Source organism: Nonomuraea sp. NPDC054003 (assembly GCF_055585125.1).
Map to the genome: position 1 here is coordinate 590,240 of NZ_JBVJKR010000004.1, position 20,257 is coordinate 610,496.

18 protein-coding genes and 1 riboswitch are annotated in these 20,257 nt (G+C 73.0%); of the genes, 9 read left to right on the forward strand and 9 right to left on the reverse strand.

Going from position 1 to position 20,257, the window contains the following annotated elements:
* Positions 1-92: 92 nt before the first annotated feature.
* Complete coding sequence (locus ACZ6YG_RS13360) at positions 93-725, reverse strand: TetR/AcrR family transcriptional regulator (protein ID WP_148031838.1); 633 nt, start codon at positions 723-725, stop codon at positions 93-95.
* 90 nt (positions 726-815) lie between these two features.
* On the opposite strand from ACZ6YG_RS13360, the gene ACZ6YG_RS13365 reads away from it, so the two are divergent.
* Positions 816-1,790: an aldo/keto reductase gene (locus ACZ6YG_RS13365; RefSeq protein ID WP_466018113.1), complete on the forward strand. Its 975-nt coding sequence runs from the start codon at positions 816-818 to the stop codon at positions 1,788-1,790.
* Positions 1,791-1,797: 7 nt separating this feature from the next.
* Here the strand turns inward: ACZ6YG_RS13365 and ACZ6YG_RS13370 are convergent, their stop codons facing one another.
* The gene (locus tag ACZ6YG_RS13370; RefSeq protein ID WP_364236478.1) at positions 1,798-2,436 is read right to left on the reverse strand and encodes a response regulator transcription factor; all 639 of its coding nucleotides are present in this window, start codon (positions 2,434-2,436) and stop codon (positions 1,798-1,800) included.
* Between the two features lie 112 nt (positions 2,437-2,548).
* Positions 2,549-4,057, reverse strand: coding sequence for a sensor histidine kinase (locus ACZ6YG_RS13375; RefSeq protein WP_466018114.1), 1,509 nt, complete (start codon positions 4,055-4,057; stop codon positions 2,549-2,551).
* 387 nt (positions 4,058-4,444) lie between these two features.
* Here ACZ6YG_RS13375 and ACZ6YG_RS13380 point away from each other — a divergent pair, with 387 nt between their 5' ends.
* The 4 genes from ACZ6YG_RS13380 to ACZ6YG_RS13395 are packed head-to-tail and all read left to right on the forward strand — an operon-like array spanning position 4,445 to position 8,337.
* Positions 4,445-5,368, forward strand: coding sequence for an ATP-binding cassette domain-containing protein (locus ACZ6YG_RS13380; RefSeq protein ID WP_466018115.1), 924 nt, complete (start codon positions 4,445-4,447; stop codon positions 5,366-5,368).
* Positions 5,365-6,891, forward strand: a complete 1,527-nt coding sequence (locus tag ACZ6YG_RS13385; protein ID WP_466018116.1) for an ABC transporter permease subunit — start codon at positions 5,365-5,367, stop codon at positions 6,889-6,891. Before ACZ6YG_RS13380 ends, ACZ6YG_RS13385 begins: the two co-directional genes overlap by 4 nt.
* Positions 6,888-7,649: an ABC transporter permease gene (locus ACZ6YG_RS13390; protein WP_466018117.1), complete on the forward strand. Its 762-nt coding sequence runs from the start codon at positions 6,888-6,890 to the stop codon at positions 7,647-7,649. Before ACZ6YG_RS13385 ends, ACZ6YG_RS13390 begins: the two co-directional genes overlap by 4 nt.
* A 49-nt stretch (positions 7,650-7,698) precedes the next feature.
* Positions 7,699-8,337: a GNAT family N-acetyltransferase gene (locus ACZ6YG_RS13395; protein ID WP_466018118.1), complete on the forward strand. Its 639-nt coding sequence runs from the start codon at positions 7,699-7,701 to the stop codon at positions 8,335-8,337.
* Positions 8,338-8,352: 15 nt separating this feature from the next.
* On the opposite strand, the gene ACZ6YG_RS13400 is transcribed toward ACZ6YG_RS13395, so the two are convergent.
* Positions 8,353-9,549 (reverse strand): cytochrome P450, encoded by a 1,197-nt coding sequence (locus ACZ6YG_RS13400; RefSeq protein ID WP_466018119.1) that lies wholly within the window; start codon positions 9,547-9,549, stop codon positions 8,353-8,355.
* A gap of 161 nt (positions 9,550-9,710) precedes the next feature.
* Here ACZ6YG_RS13400 and ACZ6YG_RS13405 point away from each other — a divergent pair, with 161 nt between their 5' ends.
* Positions 9,711-12,860 (forward strand): AfsR/SARP family transcriptional regulator, encoded by a 3,150-nt coding sequence (locus ACZ6YG_RS13405; RefSeq protein ID WP_466018120.1) that lies wholly within the window; start codon positions 9,711-9,713, stop codon positions 12,858-12,860.
* Here the strand turns inward: ACZ6YG_RS13405 and ACZ6YG_RS13410 are convergent.
* The 4 genes from ACZ6YG_RS13410 to ACZ6YG_RS13425 form a co-directional block, all read right to left on the reverse strand.
* On the reverse strand, positions 12,844-13,605 hold the full coding sequence (locus ACZ6YG_RS13410; protein ID WP_466018121.1) for an ABC transporter permease: 762 nt from the start codon (positions 13,603-13,605) through the stop codon (positions 12,844-12,846). The two genes, ACZ6YG_RS13405 and ACZ6YG_RS13410, sit on opposite strands and share 17 nt — an antisense overlap.
* Positions 13,602-14,546, reverse strand: coding sequence for an ATP-binding cassette domain-containing protein (locus tag ACZ6YG_RS13415; protein ID WP_219545855.1), 945 nt, complete (start codon positions 14,544-14,546; stop codon positions 13,602-13,604). The genes ACZ6YG_RS13410 and ACZ6YG_RS13415 overlap by 4 nt, the downstream gene beginning before the upstream one ends.
* Before the next feature lie 75 nt (positions 14,547-14,621).
* Positions 14,622-15,116 carry a signal peptidase II gene (locus tag ACZ6YG_RS13420; RefSeq protein ID WP_148031827.1) on the reverse strand — a complete coding sequence of 165 codons (495 nt, stop codon included), beginning with the start codon at positions 15,114-15,116 and terminating at the stop codon, positions 14,622-14,624.
* Between the two features lie 123 nt (positions 15,117-15,239).
* The gene (locus tag ACZ6YG_RS13425; protein WP_466018122.1) at positions 15,240-16,184 is read right to left on the reverse strand and encodes an alpha/beta hydrolase family protein; all 945 of its coding nucleotides are present in this window, start codon (positions 16,182-16,184) and stop codon (positions 15,240-15,242) included.
* 145 nt (positions 16,185-16,329) lie between these two features.
* On the opposite strand from ACZ6YG_RS13425, the gene ACZ6YG_RS13430 reads away from it, so the two are divergent.
* Positions 16,330-16,914 carry a TetR/AcrR family transcriptional regulator gene (locus tag ACZ6YG_RS13430; protein ID WP_219545857.1) on the forward strand — a complete coding sequence of 195 codons (585 nt, stop codon included), beginning with the start codon at positions 16,330-16,332 and terminating at the stop codon, positions 16,912-16,914.
* Between the two features lie 13 nt (positions 16,915-16,927).
* On the opposite strand, the gene ACZ6YG_RS13435 is transcribed toward ACZ6YG_RS13430, so the two are convergent.
* Complete coding sequence (locus tag ACZ6YG_RS13435) at positions 16,928-18,379, reverse strand: family 43 glycosylhydrolase (RefSeq protein ID WP_466018123.1); 1,452 nt, start codon at positions 18,377-18,379, stop codon at positions 16,928-16,930.
* Positions 18,380-18,599: 220 nt separating this feature from the next.
* On the opposite strand from ACZ6YG_RS13435, the gene ACZ6YG_RS13440 reads away from it, so the two are divergent.
* Both ACZ6YG_RS13440 and ACZ6YG_RS13445 read left to right on the forward strand, forming a co-directional pair.
* Entirely contained in the window at positions 18,600-19,040 is a 441-nt protein-coding gene (locus tag ACZ6YG_RS13440) for a hypothetical protein (protein ID WP_364236451.1), read from the forward strand.
* Between the two features lie 108 nt (positions 19,041-19,148).
* Positions 19,149-19,282: riboswitch (cyclic di-AMP (ydaO/yuaA leader) on the forward strand.
* 12 nt (positions 19,283-19,294) lie between these two features.
* Positions 19,295-20,188 carry a D-alanyl-D-alanine carboxypeptidase family protein gene (locus tag ACZ6YG_RS13445; protein ID WP_466018124.1) on the forward strand — a complete coding sequence of 298 codons (894 nt, stop codon included), beginning with the start codon at positions 19,295-19,297 and terminating at the stop codon, positions 20,186-20,188.
* The last annotated feature ends 69 nt before the right edge of the window (positions 20,189-20,257 follow it).

The window sequence follows — 20,257 nt, forward strand, 5'->3', positions numbered from 1 at the left end:
CAGCCATACTCGCGTCCCCGCCGCCGGGGATCAGCCGCCAACCGTCGGGCATCGTGACCGGATCGTGCGCCGATCGGCGCGGCCCGCCCGGGTCAGGGCTGTCCGGCGGCGCGGCGCGCCAGGTAGCCGGCGATGTGGTCACGGGCCGCCGTCCGGGCGCGCGCGGCGTGCGCGTCGGCGTCGCGGGGCAGGCGGCCGCCCTTCGTCAGCAGGGTCGCGTAGCCGTGCGCCGCCGACAGGTGCACGTACACGAAGTCCAGGAGCTCGGCCCACGGGGTGTCGGCGGGCAGCACGTCCGCGGCCAGCCGGGTCAGCGTGTCGGTGAGCCGGCGGCTCTGCTCGTGGACGGTCTGGCAGTGCTCGGCGGCGAAGTCGTGGGTATAGACGAGTTCGACGCCGGCGCGATGGTCCAGCGCGTAGCGGGTATAGGCGCTCGCGGTGGCGGCGAGCCGGTCGGCCGGGTCGGGCCCGGCACGCTCGGCCGCCTCGGCGAGCAGGTCGGTGATCTCGCCGATGACGGCGGCCGCGCAGGCGGCGAGCAGCGCCTCCCGGTCGGGGAAGTGGCGGTAGGGCGCGGCCGACGACACGCCCGCCCGCACCGCGACCTTGGCCACGGAGAATCCCGCGACCCCGGTCTCGGCCAGGAGCGCGATGCCTTCGCGGACCAGGCCGGCGCGCAGGTCGCCGTGATGGTAGCGGCGGCGCGGCGTCGTGGGACTGCTCACGGTGGACGATCCCCCCTTTCCGGATGTTAGAGTACTCTCACATTCTGATGTTAGAGTGCTCTTACATTCACCCACGGGAAGGTGAGCATCATGCGGCAGCGGAGCCTCGGACGGCAGGGCCTGACGGTCTCGGCGATCGGCTACGGAGCGATGGGCGTCTCCTTCGCCTACGGCCCCTCGGACAAGAAGGAGGGCGAGGCCACCATCCGCCGCGCCCACGAGCTGGGCGTGACGTTCTTCGACACCGCCGAGCTCTACGGCCAGGGCGAGAACGAGCGGATCGTCGGCGCCGCGCTCGCGCCGGTGCGCGACGAGGTGGTCATCGCGACCAAGTTCGGCTTCGACTTCACCGGTACGAGACAGGGCGGCGTCGACAGCAGGCCCGAGCACATCCGCGAGGTCGTCGACAACAGCCTGCGCTACCTCGGCGTCGACGTCATCGACGTGCTCTACCAGCACCGCGTCGACCCCAGCGTGCCGATCGAGGACGTGGCGGGCACCGTCCAGGAGCTGGTCGACGCCGGCAAGGTCCGCTACTTCGGGCTGAGCGAGGCCGGGGCCGGCACCATCCGCCGGGCGCACGCCGTCCAGCCCGTCTCGGTCCTGCAGACGGAATACTCCCTGTTCGAGCGGGAGGTGGAGGCGCTCTTCCCGGTCCTGCGCGAGCTCGGCATCGGGTTCGTCGCCTACTCGCCGCTCGGCCGCGGCTTCCTCACCGGCCAGGCCAAGCCCGGCGCCGAGTACGACGAGAGCGACATGCGCAGCTGGGACGCCCGCTTCCAGCCGGGCAACTACGAGAAGAACCTGGAGGCCACCCGCCTGCTCGGCGAGCTCGCCGCGGGCAAGGGGGCCACCGTGGCCCAGCTCGCCCTGGCCTGGCTCCTCGCCCAGGGCGACGACATCGTGCCCATCCCCGGCACCCGCAGCCCCGAGCGGCTGGCGGAGAACGTCGCCGCCGCCGACCTCGTCCTCGACGACGCCGACCTTACGCGGATCGCCGAGATCCTGCCGACCGGCGGCTACGGCGCCCGCTACCCGCAGGGCATGCTCCCCGTCTGGGAGTGACCTCGGATCACCGGCGGGTGCGCGGCACCACCAGGCCCGACTCGTACGCGGCCACCACGGCCTGCGTCCTGTCGCGTAGCCCGAGCTTGGCCAGCACCCGGCTGACGTGCGTCTTCACCGTCTCCTCGGTGACCGTGAGCCGGGCGGCGATCTCCGGGTTCGACAGGCCCTCGGCGAGCAGGCGCAGCACCTGGGTCTCGCGCGGGGTGAGCGCGGCGATCGGCACCGCCTCCGTCTCCGGCCGCAGCCGGGCGAACTCGCTGATCAGCCGCCTGGTCACGGCCGGGGCCAGCAGCGCGTCCCCGGCGGCGACCACCCGTACGGCGTCGAACAGCCGCTCGGCGGTGACGTCCTTGAGCAGGAACCCGCTGGCCCCGGCCCGCAACGCGTCGTAGACGTACTCGTCCAGGTCGAACGTCGTCAGGATGAGCACCCGCGGGCCCGAGCCGGCCAGCCGTCTGGTGGCCTCGATGCCGTCCATGCGCGGCATACGCACGTCCATGAGCACCACGTCCGGCCGGACCTCTCCGCACACCCGCACCGCCTCCGCGCCGTCGGCGGCGGTGCCGGCCACCTCGAAGTCCGGCTGCGTGTCGAGCAACTCCCCGAACCCGGTACGCACCACGAGGTGATCGTCGGCGACCACGATCCGAACCCGCCCGCCACCTCTCGCAGCCTGGGGTGCTGGTCCGGGGGCGTGTTCGCCGCTCACGTCGTACTTTCCGGTCGGCGGCGTTTCACCGGGGACGCGGTCGCCTTCATGCCGTCGCCTCTCGTGGTAGGTGGGCTTCCACCAGGAATCCGCCGCCCTCGGCGGGGCCGGCTCGGAGGTCGCCTCCGGCGGCGGTGGCGCGCTCGCGCATGCCGGCCAGGCCGAAACCGCCGTCCGGGCCGGTGGGGAGCGTGCCGCCGTTGTCGCGGACAAGGAGGCGCAGGCCGTCGCCGCCGTAGCGCAGTTCCACGTCGACCGCGGCGCCGGGGGCGTGGCGGCGGGCGTTGGTGAGGGCCTCCTGCACGATGCGGTACGCGGCCAGCTCGACGCCCGGGTCCAGCGGGACCGGCGCGCCGCTGAGTATGAGCCTCGTGGCGGACCCGGAAGCGTCCCTCGACTCGTCGACCAGTTCGATCAGCTCCTCCAGCGTCAGCCCCGGCTGCGGGCGGCGCTCCGCCTCGGTGTCCTCGCGCAGCACGCCGAGCAACCGTCGCATCTCGGTCAGCGCGGCACGGGCCGTGTCGCCGATGGCGGACAGCCGTTCGGCTCCGGCGGCGGGCATCCCGGGGACGGCCAGCCTTGCCGACTCCGCTTGCACGGCGACCATGGAGACATGGTGGGCCACCACGTCGTGCAGCTCACGGGCGATGCGGGCGCGCTCGCCGCGGGCCGTGTGCTCCAGCAGGGTCCCGGCGATCTCCTGACGCGCCGCGCTCCCGGCCGCGGCGTCCACGTGCGCCCGCCGCGCCGTCCCCCCCAGCGCCGCCGCAGGAGCGAGCGACCCCAGCACCAACACCAACCCCGCCGCACCTCCAGCGGAGTCCGATCCTCGCCTGAAGTCCGCCCCTCCCGCAGAGGCCGACCCCCGCCTGAAGTCCGCCTCTTCCGCGTAGTGTCGCCCTCCCGCGGAGTCCGCCGCTCCCGTGAAGTGCGGCGCTTCCGCGGAGACCGGCCCTCCCACGGAGTGCGGCGCTCCCGTGGGGTGGGGCGCTCCCGTGAAGTGGGGCGCGTCTGCGGAGTGCGGCGCTCCCGTGGAGGTCGGCCCGATTGACGGCGCGGGCCTTTCGTGTGGTGTCAGTTCTGCAGTGGATGCGGGCTCTCCTGATGGTGAAAGCCCTGGGGTCGGGGGTTGCGACGGTGCTGGGATCGAGATCTGTGCCGGGACTCGTACGTCGGTCGTGGTCAGGGCCGGGAACAGGGCCAGCAGGGGAAAGGGGGCCGCGAGCAGTACGGCGAGCCACCAGGAGCCGTGCCGCCCGAGCCGGTACCCGCAGACGAGCTGGGCCGCCGCCCCCGCGACGGTCAGGGTCTGGAACGCCGTCAGGGACAGCAGCACCGACACGGTCACCACCGCGGCGGCCACGGCCGGTTGCCCGGGCAGCAGAGCCGGCGGGGCCGTGGTCGCCAGCCCCACCAGGAAGAGCATCGCCAGGGTGAGCGGCCGGGCTCCCTCCGCCCGCAGGGCGATCTCGCCGACCGCCAGCACCGCCGCCGACACCCCCGCCACCACGGGCGCGTGCCCCATGACCCATCGCCCGTACGTTCCTCCACCCACGACGGCCATTCTCTCGGTTCACCAGAGAGCTGACATCCCTCGTACGAGGGACGAAGAGGGCGTACGGCGGGACAGAACCTTCAGCCCGCACGGAGGAGAAGGGTGGGTGTGAGCCGGGGAATCCCCGCATGAGAGATCCACGACCGTCCGCCTCGCGGGGAAGTGAACGCGGGCGCGGCTCCCTCCGGTGCCCCAAAACGTCGAGGCGCCGGAATCCCTCGTGTGGGGAACGTCGGTGACCGGAGGTGCCGGAGTGTGGGGAACGTCGGCGCCCGGAAACGCCGGAGTCCCCCGTATGAGGGAGGCCGGGTCGCTGGAGGCAGGGAGGGAGAGGATCGCTCGGCGGCGTGACGACCCGGGGTGCCGCCGCTGCCTAGGCTGCGCGGCATGGAAGCGACGATCGAGGTAGCCGGGCTGCGCAAGCGGTTCGGCCGGACCGTGGCGCTGGACGGGATGACGTTCAGGGTGCCGCCGGGCCGGGTCACCGGGTTCGTGGGGCCGAACGGCGCGGGCAAGTCCACCACGATGCGGGTGATCCTCGGCCTGGACGCCCCCGACGAGGGCCGGGCGCTGGTCGGGGGCGTGCCGTACCGGAGTCTGGAGGAGCCCCTCACCCGCGTGGGCGCGCTGCTGGACGCGGGCGCGCTGCAGCCGAGCCGGACGGGCCGCGACCACCTGCTGTGGCTGGCCCACTCCCAGGGGCTCGGGGCGGCGCGGGTGGACGAGGTGATCGGCCTGGTGGGGCTGGGTGCGGAGGCGCGCAGGCGGGCGGGCGGCTACTCGCTGGGCATGCGGCAGCGGCTCGGGATCGCCGCCGCGCTGCTCGGCGACCCGCCGGTGCTCATGCTGGACGAGCCGTTCAACGGCCTCGACCCGGACGGCATCGTGTGGATCCGCGGCCTGCTGCGGTCGCTGGCCGCCGAGGGCCGGGCGGTGCTGGTGTCCAGCCATCTGATGAGCGAGCTGGAGGGCACCGCCGGTCAGCTCGTCGTGGCCGGGCGGGGCCGGGTGGTGGCCGACATGGGCGTGGCCGAGCTGATCGAGGCGGCCTCCCACGACCGGGTGACCATCCGCACCACGGCCCGCTCCCGTGCGATGGAGACCCTGGCGGGGGCGGGCGCCACGGTCGCCGTCACGGGCGGCGACACCGTCACCGCGTCGGGGCCGTCCGCCGAGCGGGTGGTGGAGCTGCTGACCGGAGGCGGGGTGCCGTTCTCGGAGGTGACGGCCCACCGGGCCACGCTGGAGGAGGCGTACATGGAGCTGACCAGGGACGCCGTCGAGTTCCGCGCGGACGGGGCGGCCCGATGAGCCCGGCGGCCTGGTTCGCGCGGACGCTGCGCGCGGAGTGGACGAAGTTCCGCACGGTCCGCGGCTGGGTGCTCGGCACGGTGATCGCGGCGCTGCTCGTCCCGCTGCTCGCAGCGGTCTCCGCGGCGGGCAGCCACGCCTCGTGTGACAGGAACGGGGTCGAGACCGTCTGTCCCGAGCCGCCGCTGGGCCCTGATGGCCGCGCGGTGCGTGACAAGTTCTTCTTCGTGCACCGGACGCTGGACGGCGACGGCTCCATCACCGTGCGGCTGACGTCGATGTCCGGCATCATCACCTACCCGCCGCCGGACCACGACGAGATCGTGCCGGGGCTGGTGCCGTGGGCGAAGGCCGGAGTGATCGTCAAGGCGAGCATGGAGCCGGGCTCGTCCTACGCGGCGGTCATGGTCACCGGCGAGCACGGCGTGCGGATGCAGCACGACTACACCGGGGACGTGGCGGGCCGGCCCAGCGGGGCGCCGCGCTGGCTGCGGCTGACCCGCGCGGGAGAAACCCTCACCGGGTACGAGTCCGCCGACGGGCGGCAGTGGGCCGAGGTCGACGCCGTCCGCCTGCCGGATCTGCCCGCCGAGGTGGAGATCGGCATGTTCGCCGCCTCGCCGGGTGACCTGACCGTGAAGCAGGCCGATCTGGGCGGGCTGGTCGAGCAGATGCGTTTCACCGAGACCACCGCCGTGTTCGACCAGGTGAAGGTCGAGGGCGCGGCGCCCGGGGCGTGGCGGCACACCGACGTGAGCCCCACGCCCGGCACGAACCCCGGAGAGGTCCACCACCCGGGCAGCGCCGTGGAGTCGGGCGGCACGTTCACCGTGGTCGGGAACGGCGACATCGCGCCGGTCGGCACCGACGGCGGCATGGCGGTGGAGCTGACGCTGACCGGGGTGCTGTTCGCGCTGGTGGTGGTGGTCGTCGTGGCGGTGCTGTTCGTGACCGCCGAGTACCGGCGCGGGCTCGTCCGCGTCACCCTGGCGGCCTCGCCGCGCCGGGGACGGGTGCTCGCCGCCAAGGCCTTGGTGATCGGCGCGGTCGTGTTCGCCACCGGGCTGGCCGCGAGCGCGGTCGCGATGCCGGTCGGCAAGCATCTGCTGCGGGGCAACGGCAACCACGTGCTGCCGGTGCCCGCGCTCACCGAGGTGCGGGTGATCGCGGGAGTGGCCGCGCTGCTGGCCGTGTCTGCCGTGCTGGCGCTGGCGCTCGGGACGCTGTTCAGGCGCAGCGCGGCGGCGGTCGTCACCGCGCTGGCGATGATCCTGCTGCCGCACGTGCTGGCCACCGCCTCCGTGCTGCCCGTCGAGCTGTCGCTGTGGCTGCTGCGGGTCACGCCCGCCGCCGCGTTCGCCGTCCAGCAGAGCATCCCCGAGTATCCGCAGGTGCTCGACTTCTACGTGCCGCAGGGCGGCTACTACCCGCTGCCGCCGTGGGCCGGGCTGGGCGTGCTGTGCTGCTACGCCGCGCTCGCGCTCGCCCTGGCCGTGGTGAGGCTGAAGAGGAGGGACGCGTGAACCGGGCGCTGCACGCCGAGTGGACCAAGCTGCGCACCGTGGCGGGGACCGGCCCGCTGCTGCTGCTCGCCGTCGTGCTGACCGTGGCCATGGGCGCCGCCCTGGCCGCCACGCTGACCTGCCCCTGGGGACGGTGCGCGCAGGACTCCGTCAAGCTCACGTTCAGCGGACTCCAGGCGAGCCAGGCATGCGTCGCCCTGCTGGCGGTGCTGGCCGTCGGCGGCGAGTACGGCACCGGCATGATCGGCACCACCCTGACGGCGATACCGCGCCGCGGGCGGGTGCTGGCGGCCAAGGCGGCCGTCGTCGCCGGGCTGACCGCGGTCGCCGGGACCGTCGCCGTCCTCGTGTCGGCGCTGGCCGGGCGGCTCATCCTGCCCGGCCGCGGCTACCCGGCACTGTCGCTCGCCGACGGGCCGACGCTGCGCGCGGCCGCCGGCTCGGTGCTCTACCTCGCCCTGGTCGCGCTGCTCGGCGTGGGGATCGCGATGGCCGTCCGCGATCCGGCGGCGTCGATCGCGGCCGTGCTCGGGCTGCTCTACCTGTTCCCGCTGCTGGCGCACATGGTGTCGGATCCGGGCTGGCACCGGGTCCTGTGGAGCCTGGCGCCGATGAACGCCGGCCTCGCCGTGCAGACCACCGTGAACGTGGCGAGCCTGCCGATCCCGCCCTGGGCGGGTCTCGGCGTGCTCGCGGCCTGGTCGGCGGCGGCGCTGCTGGCCGGCGGGCTGCTGCTGCGGGCCCGCGACGCGTCCTGATCCGCCGTCAGGTTACTCTGTACGACATACACAGTTTTGAGGAGTGCCGATGGAGATCCGGACGTTCAGGGAAGACGATCGAGCCGAGCTGCGCGAGCTGTTCGCGCGCGCGGGGGAGGGGTCGCCCACCGGCTCGCTGTGGGGGCACGCGGAGTCCGAGCGTGACATCTACCTGGAGCCCTACATGGACCAGGAGCCGGACTCGCTGTTCCTCGCCGCCGACCGGGGCGTCCTCGTCGGCTACCTGACCGGTTGCCTGGACGGCGCGGCGTTCCCCGGCGAGAGCGAGCGGATGACGCGGGCGATCAGAAGGCACCGGCTCTACCTGCGGCGCGGCCCGGCGGCCTTCTTCGCCCACGCCATGCTCGACGCGGCCGGGGCGGCGATCCGCCGGCAGCCGGCCCCTGGCGACTTCGAGGACCCGCGCTGGCCCTCCCACCTGCACATCAACGTCGCCCCTGAAGCCCGCGGCACCGGCGCCGCCCAAGGGCTCATGGAGTCGTGGCAGCGGCGGCTCAAGGAGGCGGGATCGCCGGGCTGCCACCTGCAGACGCTGGTGGAGAACACCCGGGCGGTGCGGTTCTTCGAGCGGGCCGGTTTCACCGCGCACGGCCCCGCGCCCCTGGTGCCGGGCCTGCGCCACCGGGGCGCGCGTGTCCACCAGCGGACGATGGTGTGGAGCCCCTGACGCGCGCCTCGCGGGTCACACGTCCCAGGCGACCGGCAGGCTCTTCAGCCCGTAGATGTCCGCGGTCTCCGGGCGCAGCCCGACCTCCTCCGGCGGCACGGCCAGGCGCAGGGTGGGGAAGCGGGTGACCAGCGCGGGGAAGGCGACCCGCATCTCGACGCGGGCCAGCTGCTGACCCAGGCACTGGTGGATGCCGTGGCCGAACGCCAGATGCCCGCGGGCCTCCCGCCCCAGGTCCAGCACGTGGGGGTCGGCGAAGCGCTCGGGGTCGCGGTTGGCGGTGTTGTACGACAGGATGACCGTCGTCCCGGCCTCGATGGTCCGGCCGCCCAGCTCGACGTCCTCCAGCGCCGTCCGCATGAACGTCTTGGCGACGCTCAGATACCGCAGCAGCTCCTCCACGGCCCGGTCGGTGAGCGCGGGGTCGGCGCGGAGCGCGGCCAGCTGCGCCGGGTTGCGCAGCAGCGCGAAGGTGCCCAGCGCCAGCATGTTCGCGGTGGTGTCGAGCCCGGCCGCGAGCAGGATGAGAGCGATGCCCCGCAGCTCCTCGTCGGTCAGGTCGCCGTCGGTGAGGTCGCTGAGCACGTCGTCGGTCGGGTTCGCGCGCTTGGCGGCCACCAGCTCCCCGAGATAGCGCTGGGTCGCCGTGTAGGCGGCGATCATGTCCTCGTCGCTCGTCTCCCCGCTGAGGAACGAGTCGACCTGTTCCTGGAAGGAGCCCCGGTCCTCGTACGGCACGCCCAGCAGCTCGCAGATGACGATGGTGGGGACGGGCTTGGCGAACGCGGTCACCAGGTCCACCGGCGGCCCGGCCTTCTCCATGGCGTCCAGGTGGTCGGCGGTGATCTGCTCGACGCGCTCGGTGAGCTGCCGCATGCGCCGCACGGTGAACTTGCCCACCAGCGGTTTCCGGTAGCGCCCGTGCTGCGGCTCGTCCATGAGGAGGAACTCGCCGGGCGGCGCGGGAGGGATCTCCATGCCGCTGATGTCGATGGACGGGTGGAGCATCAGCTCCTTGCGTGAGCTGAACCTCGCGTCGGCCAGGACCGACCTGACCAGGTCGTATCCGGTGATCAGCCAGCCGGGCCTGCCCCCGGGGAAGGTGTAGCGGCTGATCGGGCCGTGCTCGCGGGCCTGGATCAGCTCGCCGGGCGGGTCGAAGGGACATCCGGGCCGGCGCGCGGTCGGCATCGTGGTGACGGTGTGTTCCATGGTCATCCGCCTTGGTGTCGTGGTCGAACGCTCAACGCGTCCACCTTCGCCGGGCGCCCTGACAGCGGGCCGTCGCCGTGCTGACGCCGCCGCTGACACGACACCGCGTCCCGTCGCCCCGGCGGTCCGGGACGCCGCCGGGGTTCGGCACAATGACCCCTGTGCGAGTTGGACTGCTCGGGCCGTTCGAGGTCCGCAACCCCGACGGTGCCCTGGTGGAGGTCCCCGGGGTCCGGCTGCGCGCGTTGCTCGCCGCGCTCGCCCTCGAACCCGGCCGGATCGTCCCCCGTACGAGACTGGTCGACTGGATCTGGGGGCGGCGACCGCCCGCGGACGCGGTGAACGCCCTGCAGGCGCTGGTGTCCCGGCTGCGCAGGGTGTTACCCGACGGGGTGATCGAGGCGGATTCCGGCGGCTACCGGCTGGCCGTCGCCCCCGATGCTGTGGACGCGTGCCGGTTCGAGCGCCTGACCGGTCAGGCCCGTGCCGCCGAGCCCGCGGCCCGGGCGGAGCTGCTGCGCACGGCCCTGGCCTTGTGGCGCGGCACGGCGATGGCGGACCTCGCGCTGCGGGACAGCGAGCTGTTCGACGCCGCCGTCAGGCGGCTGGACGAGCTCCACGTGGCCGCGCTCGGGGACCGGGTGGACGCGGACATCCGCCTCGGCCGCGGCTCGGAGCTGGTCTCCGAGCTGACCGAGCTGGTCGCCGCGTACCCGCTGCGCGAGGGGTTCGTGGCGGCGTTGATGCGGGCGCTCGCCGAGGCGGGGCGCACGCCCGAGGCGCTGACCGTCTACCAGCGGACGCGTGAGCGGCTGGCCGAGGAGCTGGGCGCCGACCCGTCGGCCGAGCTGTCCGCGCTGCACGTCGCGTTGCTCCGCGGCGAGGTTGGCGAGCGGACGGAGCAACGCAGGACCAACCTGCGCGCCGAGCTGACGAGCTTCGTCGGCAAGGACGAGGACGTCTCCGCGGTCGCCGCCCTGGCCGTCAGGCACCGGCTGGTCACCTTGACCGGGCCGGGCGGCTCGGGCAAGACGAGGCTGGCCGCGGAGACCGCGCGGACGATGCTGGCCGAGCTGCCGGACGGGGCGTGGCTGGTCGAGCTGGCCCCGGTGCGGGCGGGCGGTGAGCTGGCGCAGGCCGCGCTCACCGCGCTCGGCCTGCGCGAACAGGCCCTGCTCGGCGGCGTGCGGGGCGGGGACCGGACGGACCGGCTCATCGCCGCGGTCCGGGAACGTGCGATCCTGCTGATCCTGGACAACTGCGAGCACGTGATCGAGGAGGCCGCGGCCTTCGCCGATCGGCTGCTAGGGGAGTGCCGGAGCCTGCGGATCCTGGCCACCAGCAGGGAGCCGCTCGGGATCACCGGGGAGGTGCTGTGGCAGGTCGAGCCGCTCGCGCTGCCCGCCGAGCGGGCGGACCCGGCCGAGATCGGGTCCTCGCCCGCGGTGCGGCTGCTGCGCGACCGCGCGCGCCTGGTGCGTCAGGACCTCGGCGCCGACGCGGCCGCCCTGCCGGCCATGGCGCGGATCTGCCGGGCGCTCGACGGGATGCCGCTGGCGATCGAGCTCGCCGCGGCACGGCTGCGCACGATGTCCGTCGATCAGCTGGCACGCGGGCTGGACGATCGGTTCCGGCTGCTGACCAGCGGCAGCCGTACGGCGCTCCCCCGGCACAAGACGCTGCGCGCGGTCGTCGACTGGAGCTGGGACCTGCTGAGCGAGGCCGAGCGACGCGTGCTGCGGCGGCTCTCGGTGTTCTCCGGCGGGGCGAGCCTGGAAGCGGCCGTACGGGTGTGCGGGGACGAGGCGTCCGGCGGGGAGCAGGTGTTCGACGTGCTGACCGCGTTGATCGAGAAGTCGCTGCTGCTCGCCGACGGCGGGGGCGCGATGCGCTACCGGATGCTCGACACCATCAGGGAATACGCGGCCTACCGGCTCGCCGAAGCCGGGGAGACCGAGCCGGCGCGCCGGGCGCACCTCACGTACTTCACCGAGCTGGCCGAGACGGCCGATCCGCACCTGCGCCGGGCCGGGCAGCTGGAATGGCTGGCCACGCTCGATGCCGAGCACGACAACATCACCGCGGCCCTGCGCCGGGCGATCGCCGGGGGATGGGCCCAGGAGTCGATGCGGCTGGTCGCGGCCGCGGGCTACTTCTGGTATCTCGGCGGGCACCGAGCCGAGGGCGCCGAGCTGAGCGTCGCGGCGGCCTCGCTGCCCGGCGAGGTGTCCGACGAGGTGCGGGCGATGGCGTACCTCATCGTGACCATGTTCGTGACCGCCGGCATCGGCGGTGACCAGTATCAGGCGCGGGAATGGATCCAGGAGGCGCACCGGTTGGCCCGGCGCAGCGGGTCCCGCCGCCCGCTGCTCGGCTTCGTCGAGCTGCTGGAGCGGACGCTGCGGGGCCCGGCGGAGTTCATGCCCGCGTTCGAGCCGCTCATCGCCGGCGCCGATCCGTGGGTGCGCGCGCAGGCCAGGCTCACCCGGGGCCGGTTCCGGCTCACGCTCGGCGGCGACGAGACCGACGTGGACCTCGACGCCGAGACCGCGCTCGCCGAGTTCCGCGCGCTGGGCGACCGGATGGGCATCGCGCTGGCGCTGACCTTCCTGGCCGACCGGCTCGCCACCCGCGGCGAGTTCGCCCGCGCCTGCGAACACCACGAGGAGGTCGTCGGGGCGCTGACCGAGGTGGGCGCCGTCGAGGACGTGGTCGGCGTGCGGGCGCGGCAGGCCCAGCTGTACTGGCTGCTCGGCGACGAGCGGTCCAGCGCGTCCGCCATGGCGGAGGCGCAGCGGTGCGCGGGCGGGATCGTCTGGCCGGACGCGCTCGCCGAGCTGGCGCTGTCGAAGGCGCAGCTGGCGCGCTGGCGCGGCGAGCCGGACCAGGCGCACGAGCACCTGGCCACGGTGCGGGCGGTGATGGGCGAGCCGGGCATGCCCGGCTCGGTCCACGCCATGACCATGCACCTGTACGGCTACCTCACCGAGGACATCGAGGAGGCCCGCGCCCACCGGAGGGAGGCGTTCCGCGCGGCCGCGGCCACGGAGCACCCGCACCCGCCGATGATCGCCGAGATGCTGATCGGGATCGCGGACCTCGCGCTGCGCCAGGGGGAGTACGAACAGGCCGTGCGGCTGCTGGCGGCGAGCGACGGCGTGCGCGGCACGCCGGACCGTTCGCAGCCGGACGCCGCCAGGATCGCCGCGGCCACGCGGAGCCGCCTCGGCGAGACCGTGTTCGCCGAGGCGTTCCGTGCCGGTCAGCGGCAGGACTGGCGCGAGCTGGCCGGGATCACGCTCGCTTCGTGAACGTCCTGCGCGCCCACAGGTAGCCGACCAGCGTGAGCCCGGCGCACCAGGCGACCGCCGTGATGGCTGGGCCCGCCGACGGCGTGCCGGACAGCAGCCCGCGCAGGGTCTCGATGATCGAGGTGAACGGTTGGTACTCGGCGAACTGCCGCGCACCCGGCCCCATCGTCTCGGCCGGCACGAAGGCGCTGCTCAGGAAGGGAAGGAGCATCAGCGGGACTCCGGCGAGTCCCGCGCCTTCCGGTGTCTTGGCGGCGAGCCCGGACGCGACGGTCAGCCAGCCGATCGCCAGCACCGTCAACGCGACGATGCCGATCGCGCCGAGCCACTGCGGGAGACTCGCCGCCGGCCGGAATCCCAGCAGCACCGCCACCCCGATGATGATCGCGATGGCCACCATGGTCCGCAGCATGATCGCGATCACGTGCGCGTTCAGCACCGCGGCCCTGGACACGTCCATGACCCGGAGCCGGTTGATGAATCCGGTCGTCATGTCCGAGTTCACCGCGGTCGCGGTGGGGCCGATGCCGTAGCCGATGGTCATGATGATCAATCCAGGCGTCGCGTAGTCGACGTAGTCGGCCCCGACGTCGAAGGCGCCGCCGAACACGTGGACCATGAGGAACATCACGAAGACCGGCACGAACACGGCGTTGAACAGCGTCAGCGGATTGCGCATCGTGTGCCTGAAGTCGCGCCGCACCATGGTGGCGGAGTCCGCCAGGAAAGCCGAGAGAGCGTTCATCGGGCACTGACCTCCTTGTTGCCGTGCCCGGTGAGGGCGAAGAAGACGTCATCCAGATCCGGTGTGTGCACCGACAGTTCCCCGACCTCCACCGCGTGCGTGTCGAGCCGTTCGAGCAGCGCCCGCAACGACCGCACCCCGCCGTCGCCGGGCACCCGCAAGGTCAGCTCCTCGTCGTCCCTCGTGGACCCGGGCAGGACCCGCGCCGCGGCGTCGAGTTCCTCCCGGCTGGTGAACCGCAGCCGGACATGACCGCCCGGCACCCGGCGCTTGAGCTCGTCGGCCGTGCCCTCGGCGACCAGCCGGCCCTGGTCGAGCACGGCGATCCGGCCGGCGAGCTCGTCGGCCTCCTGGAGGTACTGAGTGGTCAGGAAGATGGTCGTGCCGTCGGCCACGAGTTCCCTGATGATCTGCCACATGGTGCGGCGGCTGCGCGGATCGAGTCCCGTCGTGGGCTCGTCCAGGAAGATGATCCGCGGCTTGCCGACCAGCGTCATGGCCAGGTCCAGCTTGCGGCGCATGCCGCCCGAGTAGGACGCCACCAGCTTGCCCGCCGATCCGGCCAGGTCGAACCGGTCGAGCAACCGGCCGGCGATCCTCCTGCCCTCCGCCCTGGGCAGGTGCAGGAGGTCCGCCGTCATCAGCAGGTTCTCCTCGCCGGTGAGGAGGTCGTCGACCGAGGCGAACTGCCCGGTGACCCCGATGGCCGCGCGCACCGCCTTGGTCTCCGTGGCCACGTCGTGCCCGGCGACGACGGCCTTCCCGGCGTCGGGGGCCAGCAGCGTGGTCAGCACGTGCACCGTCGTGGTCTTCCCGGCGCCGTTGGGCCCCAGCAGGGCGAAGACCGTGCCGGTCCGGACGTCCAGGTCGACGCCGTCGAGCACGACCTTGTCCTTGTACGCCTTGCGCAGCCCGGAGGCGGCGATGGCTGAATCGTTCATGGCGCCCACCATCGCCGGCCGCTCTGACACGGGGCCGTCGCCGGGCTGACGCGGCCGCTGACACGGCCCGCCCGGCTACGAGCTCGGGCGCTCCCCGGCGTCCGCGCCGGCCAGGGGGATGCCGCGCACGGTGAGCACCATGAGGACGACGCAACTGGCGGTCAGGGCGATGTCGGCGACGTTGCCGACGAACAGGCCGCCGTAGTCGATGAAGTCGACGACATGACCCTGAGCGAAGCCCGGCGGGCGGAACAGGCGGTCGAGCAGATGGGAGGTGGCGCCGCCGAGCAGCGCGCCCAGCACGACGGTCCAGGCGGGCGAGCGCAGCCGCCGCCCGGTGTAGAGGATGCCGGCGACGGCGGCGGCCGCCGTCAGGGTGAACACCCACGTCGCGCCGGCCCCTATCGAGAACGCGGCACCGGGGTTGAACAGCAGCCGCAGCTGGATCAGCTCCGGGATCACCGTGACGCGCTCGCCGCCGGAGAGCGCCGAGACCGCCCAGAGCTTGGACGCCTGGTCCACGGCGAGCACCGCCGCGGCGAGCACCAGCATCCATCCGTAGGGCCGCATGCCCCGTCCCGGCTCCCGGGACCCTCGTCCGATCGGCACCTTCGACCTCGCCATCCGATGACCGTTTCGCCCAATCTAGCGGCCACGCGAGGGGGAGACGCCCGATACTCGGCGGGCGGGGCTTCAGTCGGAGTCGACGCGACCCAGCGGGTCGGCGCTCTCCAGCAACGCCGCGCGCGCCGCCGCCCAGCCGGAATCCTCCGGGTCGAGCGCGCTGCGCAGGTAGGCCGTGGTGAGCCGCTGGATCAGGGCGACCCGTTCGGGGTTCTCGTCCGTCGTCTCCGTGACGTCGCGGCCGACGATGCCGCCGAGCCCGTGCTCGGCCCCGAACAGCGTGAGCAGGCTCTTGCCGCCCGGGCTGAAGGTGTACGGGTCGGTGAACCAGTCCGGCCCCCGGACGCTCAGATGGGACTGGTCCCGGTCGCCCGCGACCACGAGGGCCGGTGTGGTCATGTGGCTGAAGTCCGGGTTCATGAAGGGCATGTGCTCGGCGGCGAACGGCGTCAGGTCGGCGCCGCCCCGGCCGGGCGCGGCGAGCAGCACACCCGCCTTGACCCTGGGGTCGGACAGGTCCTGCCCCGGTCCGCCTTCGGGATCGACGATCCGCGCGCCCAGCAGCATGCTCGCCGTCTGGGCGCCCCAGGAGTGCCCGGCCACGGCGACGCGGCTCCGGTCCAGACGCCCGCTCAGGCCGGGGACGGCGGCTTCGACCAGGTCGAGGTGGTCGAGTACGCGCTTCAGGTCCTCGACCCGGAACCGCCAGATCAGCGGTGTACGGGGATCGTCGGGCGGAAGGTTCAGCGTCCTGGAGTCGAGATGGGTGGGCTGGACCACCGCGAAGCCGTGGGCGGCCCAGAAGCCGGCCAGCGGGTCGTACCCGTCCATCGACCAGCCGAAGCCGTGCGAGAAGACGATGATCGGCAGGTCGCGCCCGGCGGCGGGCGCGGACACGCGCACCTGGAGGTCCTCACCCCGGCCGGGGGCCGGCAGCACCACCGGCCGCGCCGAGAGGACCGGGATGGGCGCGCCCTGGGCCGCGTGCGCGGGCGCGATGACTGATCGGCTCATAAGAAGGTCTTCCTCGTTCGTGGGTGAAGTGGCCGGCGTGGTTGGCCGGCGGGCGCCCGCTCTGGCATCATGAAGAAAACGGGACAGCGTCCCGTTTGACGATACGGGACACTGTCCCGTTTAGCAACACCGGAGGCACGGCGCGATGAACGACGGCGAGCGGGGCGCGGGGCGAGCGGCCCGGCCCAAACGGGCGGACGCCCGCCGCAACGAGAAGAACCTGCTCGACGCGGCCGGAGAGGTCTTCGTGACGTCGGGCGTCGACGCGCCGATACGCGACATCGCGGCCAAGGCGGGCGTCGGCACGGCCACGATCTACCGCCACTTCCCGACGCGGGCGGATCTGATCATCGCCGTCTACCGGCACCAGGTCGAGGCCTGCGCCGAGGCCGGTCCGGCCCTGCTGGCGACCAGTGCCACGCCGTACGCCGCCCTGGAGCGCTGGATCAACCTCTTCGTGGACTTCCTGGTCACCAAGCACGGGCTCGCCGCCGTCCTCCAGTCCGACAACGCCGGCTTCGACGCCCTGCACGCCTACTTCCTCGACCGGCTCGTGCCCGTGTGCGCCCGGTTGCTCGAAGCGGCGGCCGCCGCCGGCGAGATCCGCCCCGGCCAGGACGCCCTCGAACTCATGCGGGGCATCGGGAACCTCTGCGTCGGCGCCGGCGATCCCCGCTACGACGCCCGCCGCATGGTCGGGCTCCTCGTCGCGGGGCTGCGCCTCGGCTAGGACCGTCTCCTGGTCAGGAGACGGTCCACTGCTGGGCGTTGTTGCCGTTGCAGGTCCACTGCCGTACTTCGGAGCCCGGGGCGGTGCCGAAGTTGTAGTTGTCCAGGCACAGGCCGCTGTGCCGGTTGGTGAGGGTGGAGTAGCCGCCTCCCACGGACGTGACGCGCCATTGCTGGACGGCCAGGCCGTTGCAGGTCCACTGGCGTACCTCGGAACCTGGGGTGGTGCCGAAGTTGTAGTTGTCCAGGCACAGGCCGCTGTGCCGGTTGGTGATCGTGGAGTAGCCGTCGGCGGCCGGGGTGATCTGCCAGTCCTGCGTGGCGAGGCCGTTGCAGGTCCACTGGCGGACCTCCGCGCCCGGCGTGGTCACCCAGTTGTAGTCGTCCAGGCAGAGGCCGCTGTGCCGGTTGCGGATCCGCGCCGTGGCAGGGGTGGGCTCGCCCGAGGGGCCGGGGATCACGGTCGAGGTCGAGACGGGGACGCCGAGGTCGGGCGTGCCGTCGGCGTTCCAGGAGATCTTCTGCACCCGGGTGGTGCGGGTGGTGCCGCAGCCCTGGCTCGACGAGGAGTTGGCGTGGTAGGCGATCCAGGTCTCGGTGCCGTCGGGCGAGGTGAAGAAGGAGTGGTGGCCGGGGCCGTAGACGCCGTTCGCGTCGTTGCGCTGGAAGATCGGGCTGGCGAACTTGGTCCAGGACGCGGCCGACAGCGGGTCACCGCCGCGGTACTCCAGCATGCCGAGCTTGTAGTTGGGACCGTTGCAGTGGCTGGCCGAGTAGGTCAGGAAGGTGCGGCCGCCCCGCTGTAGCGCGAAGGAGCCCTCGTTGACGGCGCCGTTCTGACGCTCCCAGTCCAGGGTCGGGGCCGAGATCCGCCTGCCGAACGCGCTCGCCGTCCACGGGTTCGACATCGGCGCGATGAACAGCGACTGCAGGCCGTCGGACGCGAACGCCGAGAACGTCATGTAGAGGTTGCCGTCGAGCTTGAGCAGGCTGGCGTCGATCGCCCATCCGTTGTCGGGCATCAGGTTGACGATCCCGCGGACGGTGTAGGGCCCCATCGGGTCGGACCCGGCGCTCTCGGCGACGTGGGTGCGGCGGGGCAGGCCGCCCTGCTCCACCGAGTAGTACAGGTACCAGCGGCTCCCGACCATCTCCAGGTGCGGCGCCCACATCGTGTTGCCGCCTGTCCGTACGACGACCTGCTCGGGCGCGCTGCGCAGCCCGGCGATCGTCGCCGAGCGGCGCATGACCACGTCGGAGTTCCACGTCGTGGCGACGTAGTAGTAGAAGCCGTTGTGGAAGACCAGCGTCGGGTCGGCGCTGTTGGGCGTCGGGACGACGGGGTTGGTGAAGGACGGGCCGGGCGCCGCCTGGGCGCGGCCGGTCGTGAACAGGGCTGACAGGACGATCGTGACGACGGCGAGCGTCAGGATCCGGCGCGCCGTGCCCGGCAGGGAAGCCAACACGAGGACTCCTTGGGGGGTGGGGTCGACCAGTTGTGTTAGCGCTAACATAACTGGTTGCTTCGTCGTGCTCACTTGCTGGTGGAGAGATGTGTGCCAAGTGTTAACGCCAACACCACAACCGTCAAGGGCGCCTCCGCCGCCGGCTGGGAGGTAGGACAACCTTCAGAGTGCCTGAAGCTTCCGCTAAGCTTCAGTAACCCTGAAGGTTGGAGGATCGAACGTGAGGGATCACGTCCTGCTGTCCGTGCACGTCCTGGCGGCCATCGTGTTCGTCGGAGGCTCGGCCGTGGCCGCGAGCCTGTTTCCCCGCTACGCCCCCGTTGCGGGCCCGCCGGGCGAGGGCGAGCGCAGCCCGGCCGTGGCCGCCGCCCTGCACCGCATCACCCGCGGCTACAGCCTGTTCGGTCTGGTGGTGCCCGCCGTCGGCATCGTGATGGCCCTCGCGCAGGGCCGGATGGGGGAGCTCTGGATCGTCGCCTCGATGGTGCTGACCGGCGTCGCGGCCGTCCTGCTGGCCACCCAGATCTACCCGCGCCAGCGGGACGCGCTGCGCGACCCGGACGACGGGAGCCGGCTGCGCGCGCTGTCCATGCTCGCCGGCTTCTACAACCTGGTCTGGGCGGCCGTGGTCGTGCTGATGGTCGTCCGGCCGGGAGCGTGACCGGCGATATCGGAGGTCAAGTCCTAATTATGGTGAGTTGCGACGTTTGTCAGATTGCATTACGTTGAGGCTTCATTTGCCCAGACCGTGCGTGCCCCACCCCCGGGGAGCGCACGGCCGCCGAATCCGTTCGCGGAGCCGGGGACCCATTCCCCTCGGGGTGAATCGGCGCACCACGCGCCGTAGGGCACTTCCACGCCCGAACCCGTCAGCTAACCCGGTAGGCGGCATGGAAGCTAGGAGCAAGCCCCCAGATGAACGTCACCCACCGGTTCGGCGGAGCGCTGATCGGCCTCGCCGTCGCCGCCGCGGCGTTGACCGCCGGCAGCACCGCCGCCCACGCCGCCCCGCCGGTCGCCACCCCCGTCGACGCCGCGCAGGCCCCAGCCGCCCCCGCCGTCCTGGCCACGGCCGCCCACCTGGTCGACGCCACCACCGGCCAGGTCCACTTCAGCAAGGAGGCCGACCTGCGCAGGCCGGTCGCCAGCCTCACCAAGATGATGACCGCGTACGTGGTGCTCCAGCGGGCCGAGCCCACCGACGAGGTCGAGGTCACCACCGCCGACGTCGGCTACGCCGCCAGGGGCGGCGCCGCGGTCGCCCACCTGCGCGCCGGCGACACGCTGACCGTCGAGGACATGCTGCACGCGCTCATGCTGCCCTCCGGCGCCGACGCCGCGCACGCGCTCGCGCGCACGTACGGGCCGGGCGTCGAGGAGTTCGTGGCCGCGATGAACGCCACCGCCCGGCAGCTCGGCATGAACGACACGCTGTACGTCAACGCGGACGGCATGCCCTACGGCGGCGGCGGCCACTCCACCGCTCGCGACCAGGTCCGCCTGGCCCAGAAGGTGCTGGAGAACCCGACCCTGGAGAAGGTCACCTCGACCCAGTACCACACCGTCCCCGCGACCTCCGAGCGCCGTTCGTACTCGTGGCGCAACACCAACCGCCTGCTCGGCACCTCCGGCGCGCTCGGCGTCAAGACCGGCTACACCCGCGCCGCCGGTTACACGCTCGCCTTCGCCGCCGATCGGGGCGGCAGCCGGCTCGTCGGCGTCCTCCTCGGCGAGACCAGCTCCAGCCGCCGCTTCCAGACCGCCGAGGCCCTGCTCGGCTGGGCCGGCGCCGCGGCCGCACAGCGATAGCGGTCTCCGTGCGAGCGGCCCGGCCAGGGCCGCTCGCACGGACGGACCGCCGCACCCTCTAGGGTCCTG

Bases quoted from the DNA above. Each gene is read 5' to 3' on its own strand.
- ACZ6YG_RS13410 (WP_466018121.1), bottom strand. From the start codon at position 13,605: ATGAACGCTCTCTCGGCTTTCCTGGCGGACTCCGCCACCATGGTGCGG.
- ACZ6YG_RS13400 (WP_466018119.1), bottom strand. From the start codon at position 9,549: ATGGAACACACCGTCACCACGATGCCGACCGCGCGCCGGCCCGGATGT.
- ACZ6YG_RS13445 (WP_466018124.1), top strand. From the start codon at position 19,295: ATGAACGTCACCCACCGGTTCGGCGGAGCGCTGATCGGCCTCGCCGTC.
- ACZ6YG_RS13380 (WP_466018115.1), top strand. From the start codon at position 4,445: ATGGAAGCGACGATCGAGGTAGCCGGGCTGCGCAAGCGGTTCGGCCGG.
- ACZ6YG_RS13420 (WP_148031827.1), bottom strand. From the start codon at position 15,116: ATGCGGCCCTACGGATGGATGCTGGTGCTCGCCGCGGCGGTGCTCGCC.
- ACZ6YG_RS13385 (WP_466018116.1), top strand. From the start codon at position 5,365: ATGAGCCCGGCGGCCTGGTTCGCGCGGACGCTGCGCGCGGAGTGGACG.
- ACZ6YG_RS13365 (WP_466018113.1), top strand. From the start codon at position 816: ATGCGGCAGCGGAGCCTCGGACGGCAGGGCCTGACGGTCTCGGCGATC.
- ACZ6YG_RS13415 (WP_219545855.1), bottom strand. From the start codon at position 14,546: ATGAACGATTCAGCCATCGCCGCCTCCGGGCTGCGCAAGGCGTACAAG.
- ACZ6YG_RS13425 (WP_466018122.1), bottom strand. From the start codon at position 16,184: ATGAGCCGATCAGTCATCGCGCCCGCGCACGCGGCCCAGGGCGCGCCC.
- ACZ6YG_RS13430 (WP_219545857.1), top strand. From the start codon at position 16,330: ATGAACGACGGCGAGCGGGGCGCGGGGCGAGCGGCCCGGCCCAAACGG.
- ACZ6YG_RS13395 (WP_466018118.1), top strand. From the start codon at position 7,699: ATGGAGATCCGGACGTTCAGGGAAGACGATCGAGCCGAGCTGCGCGAG.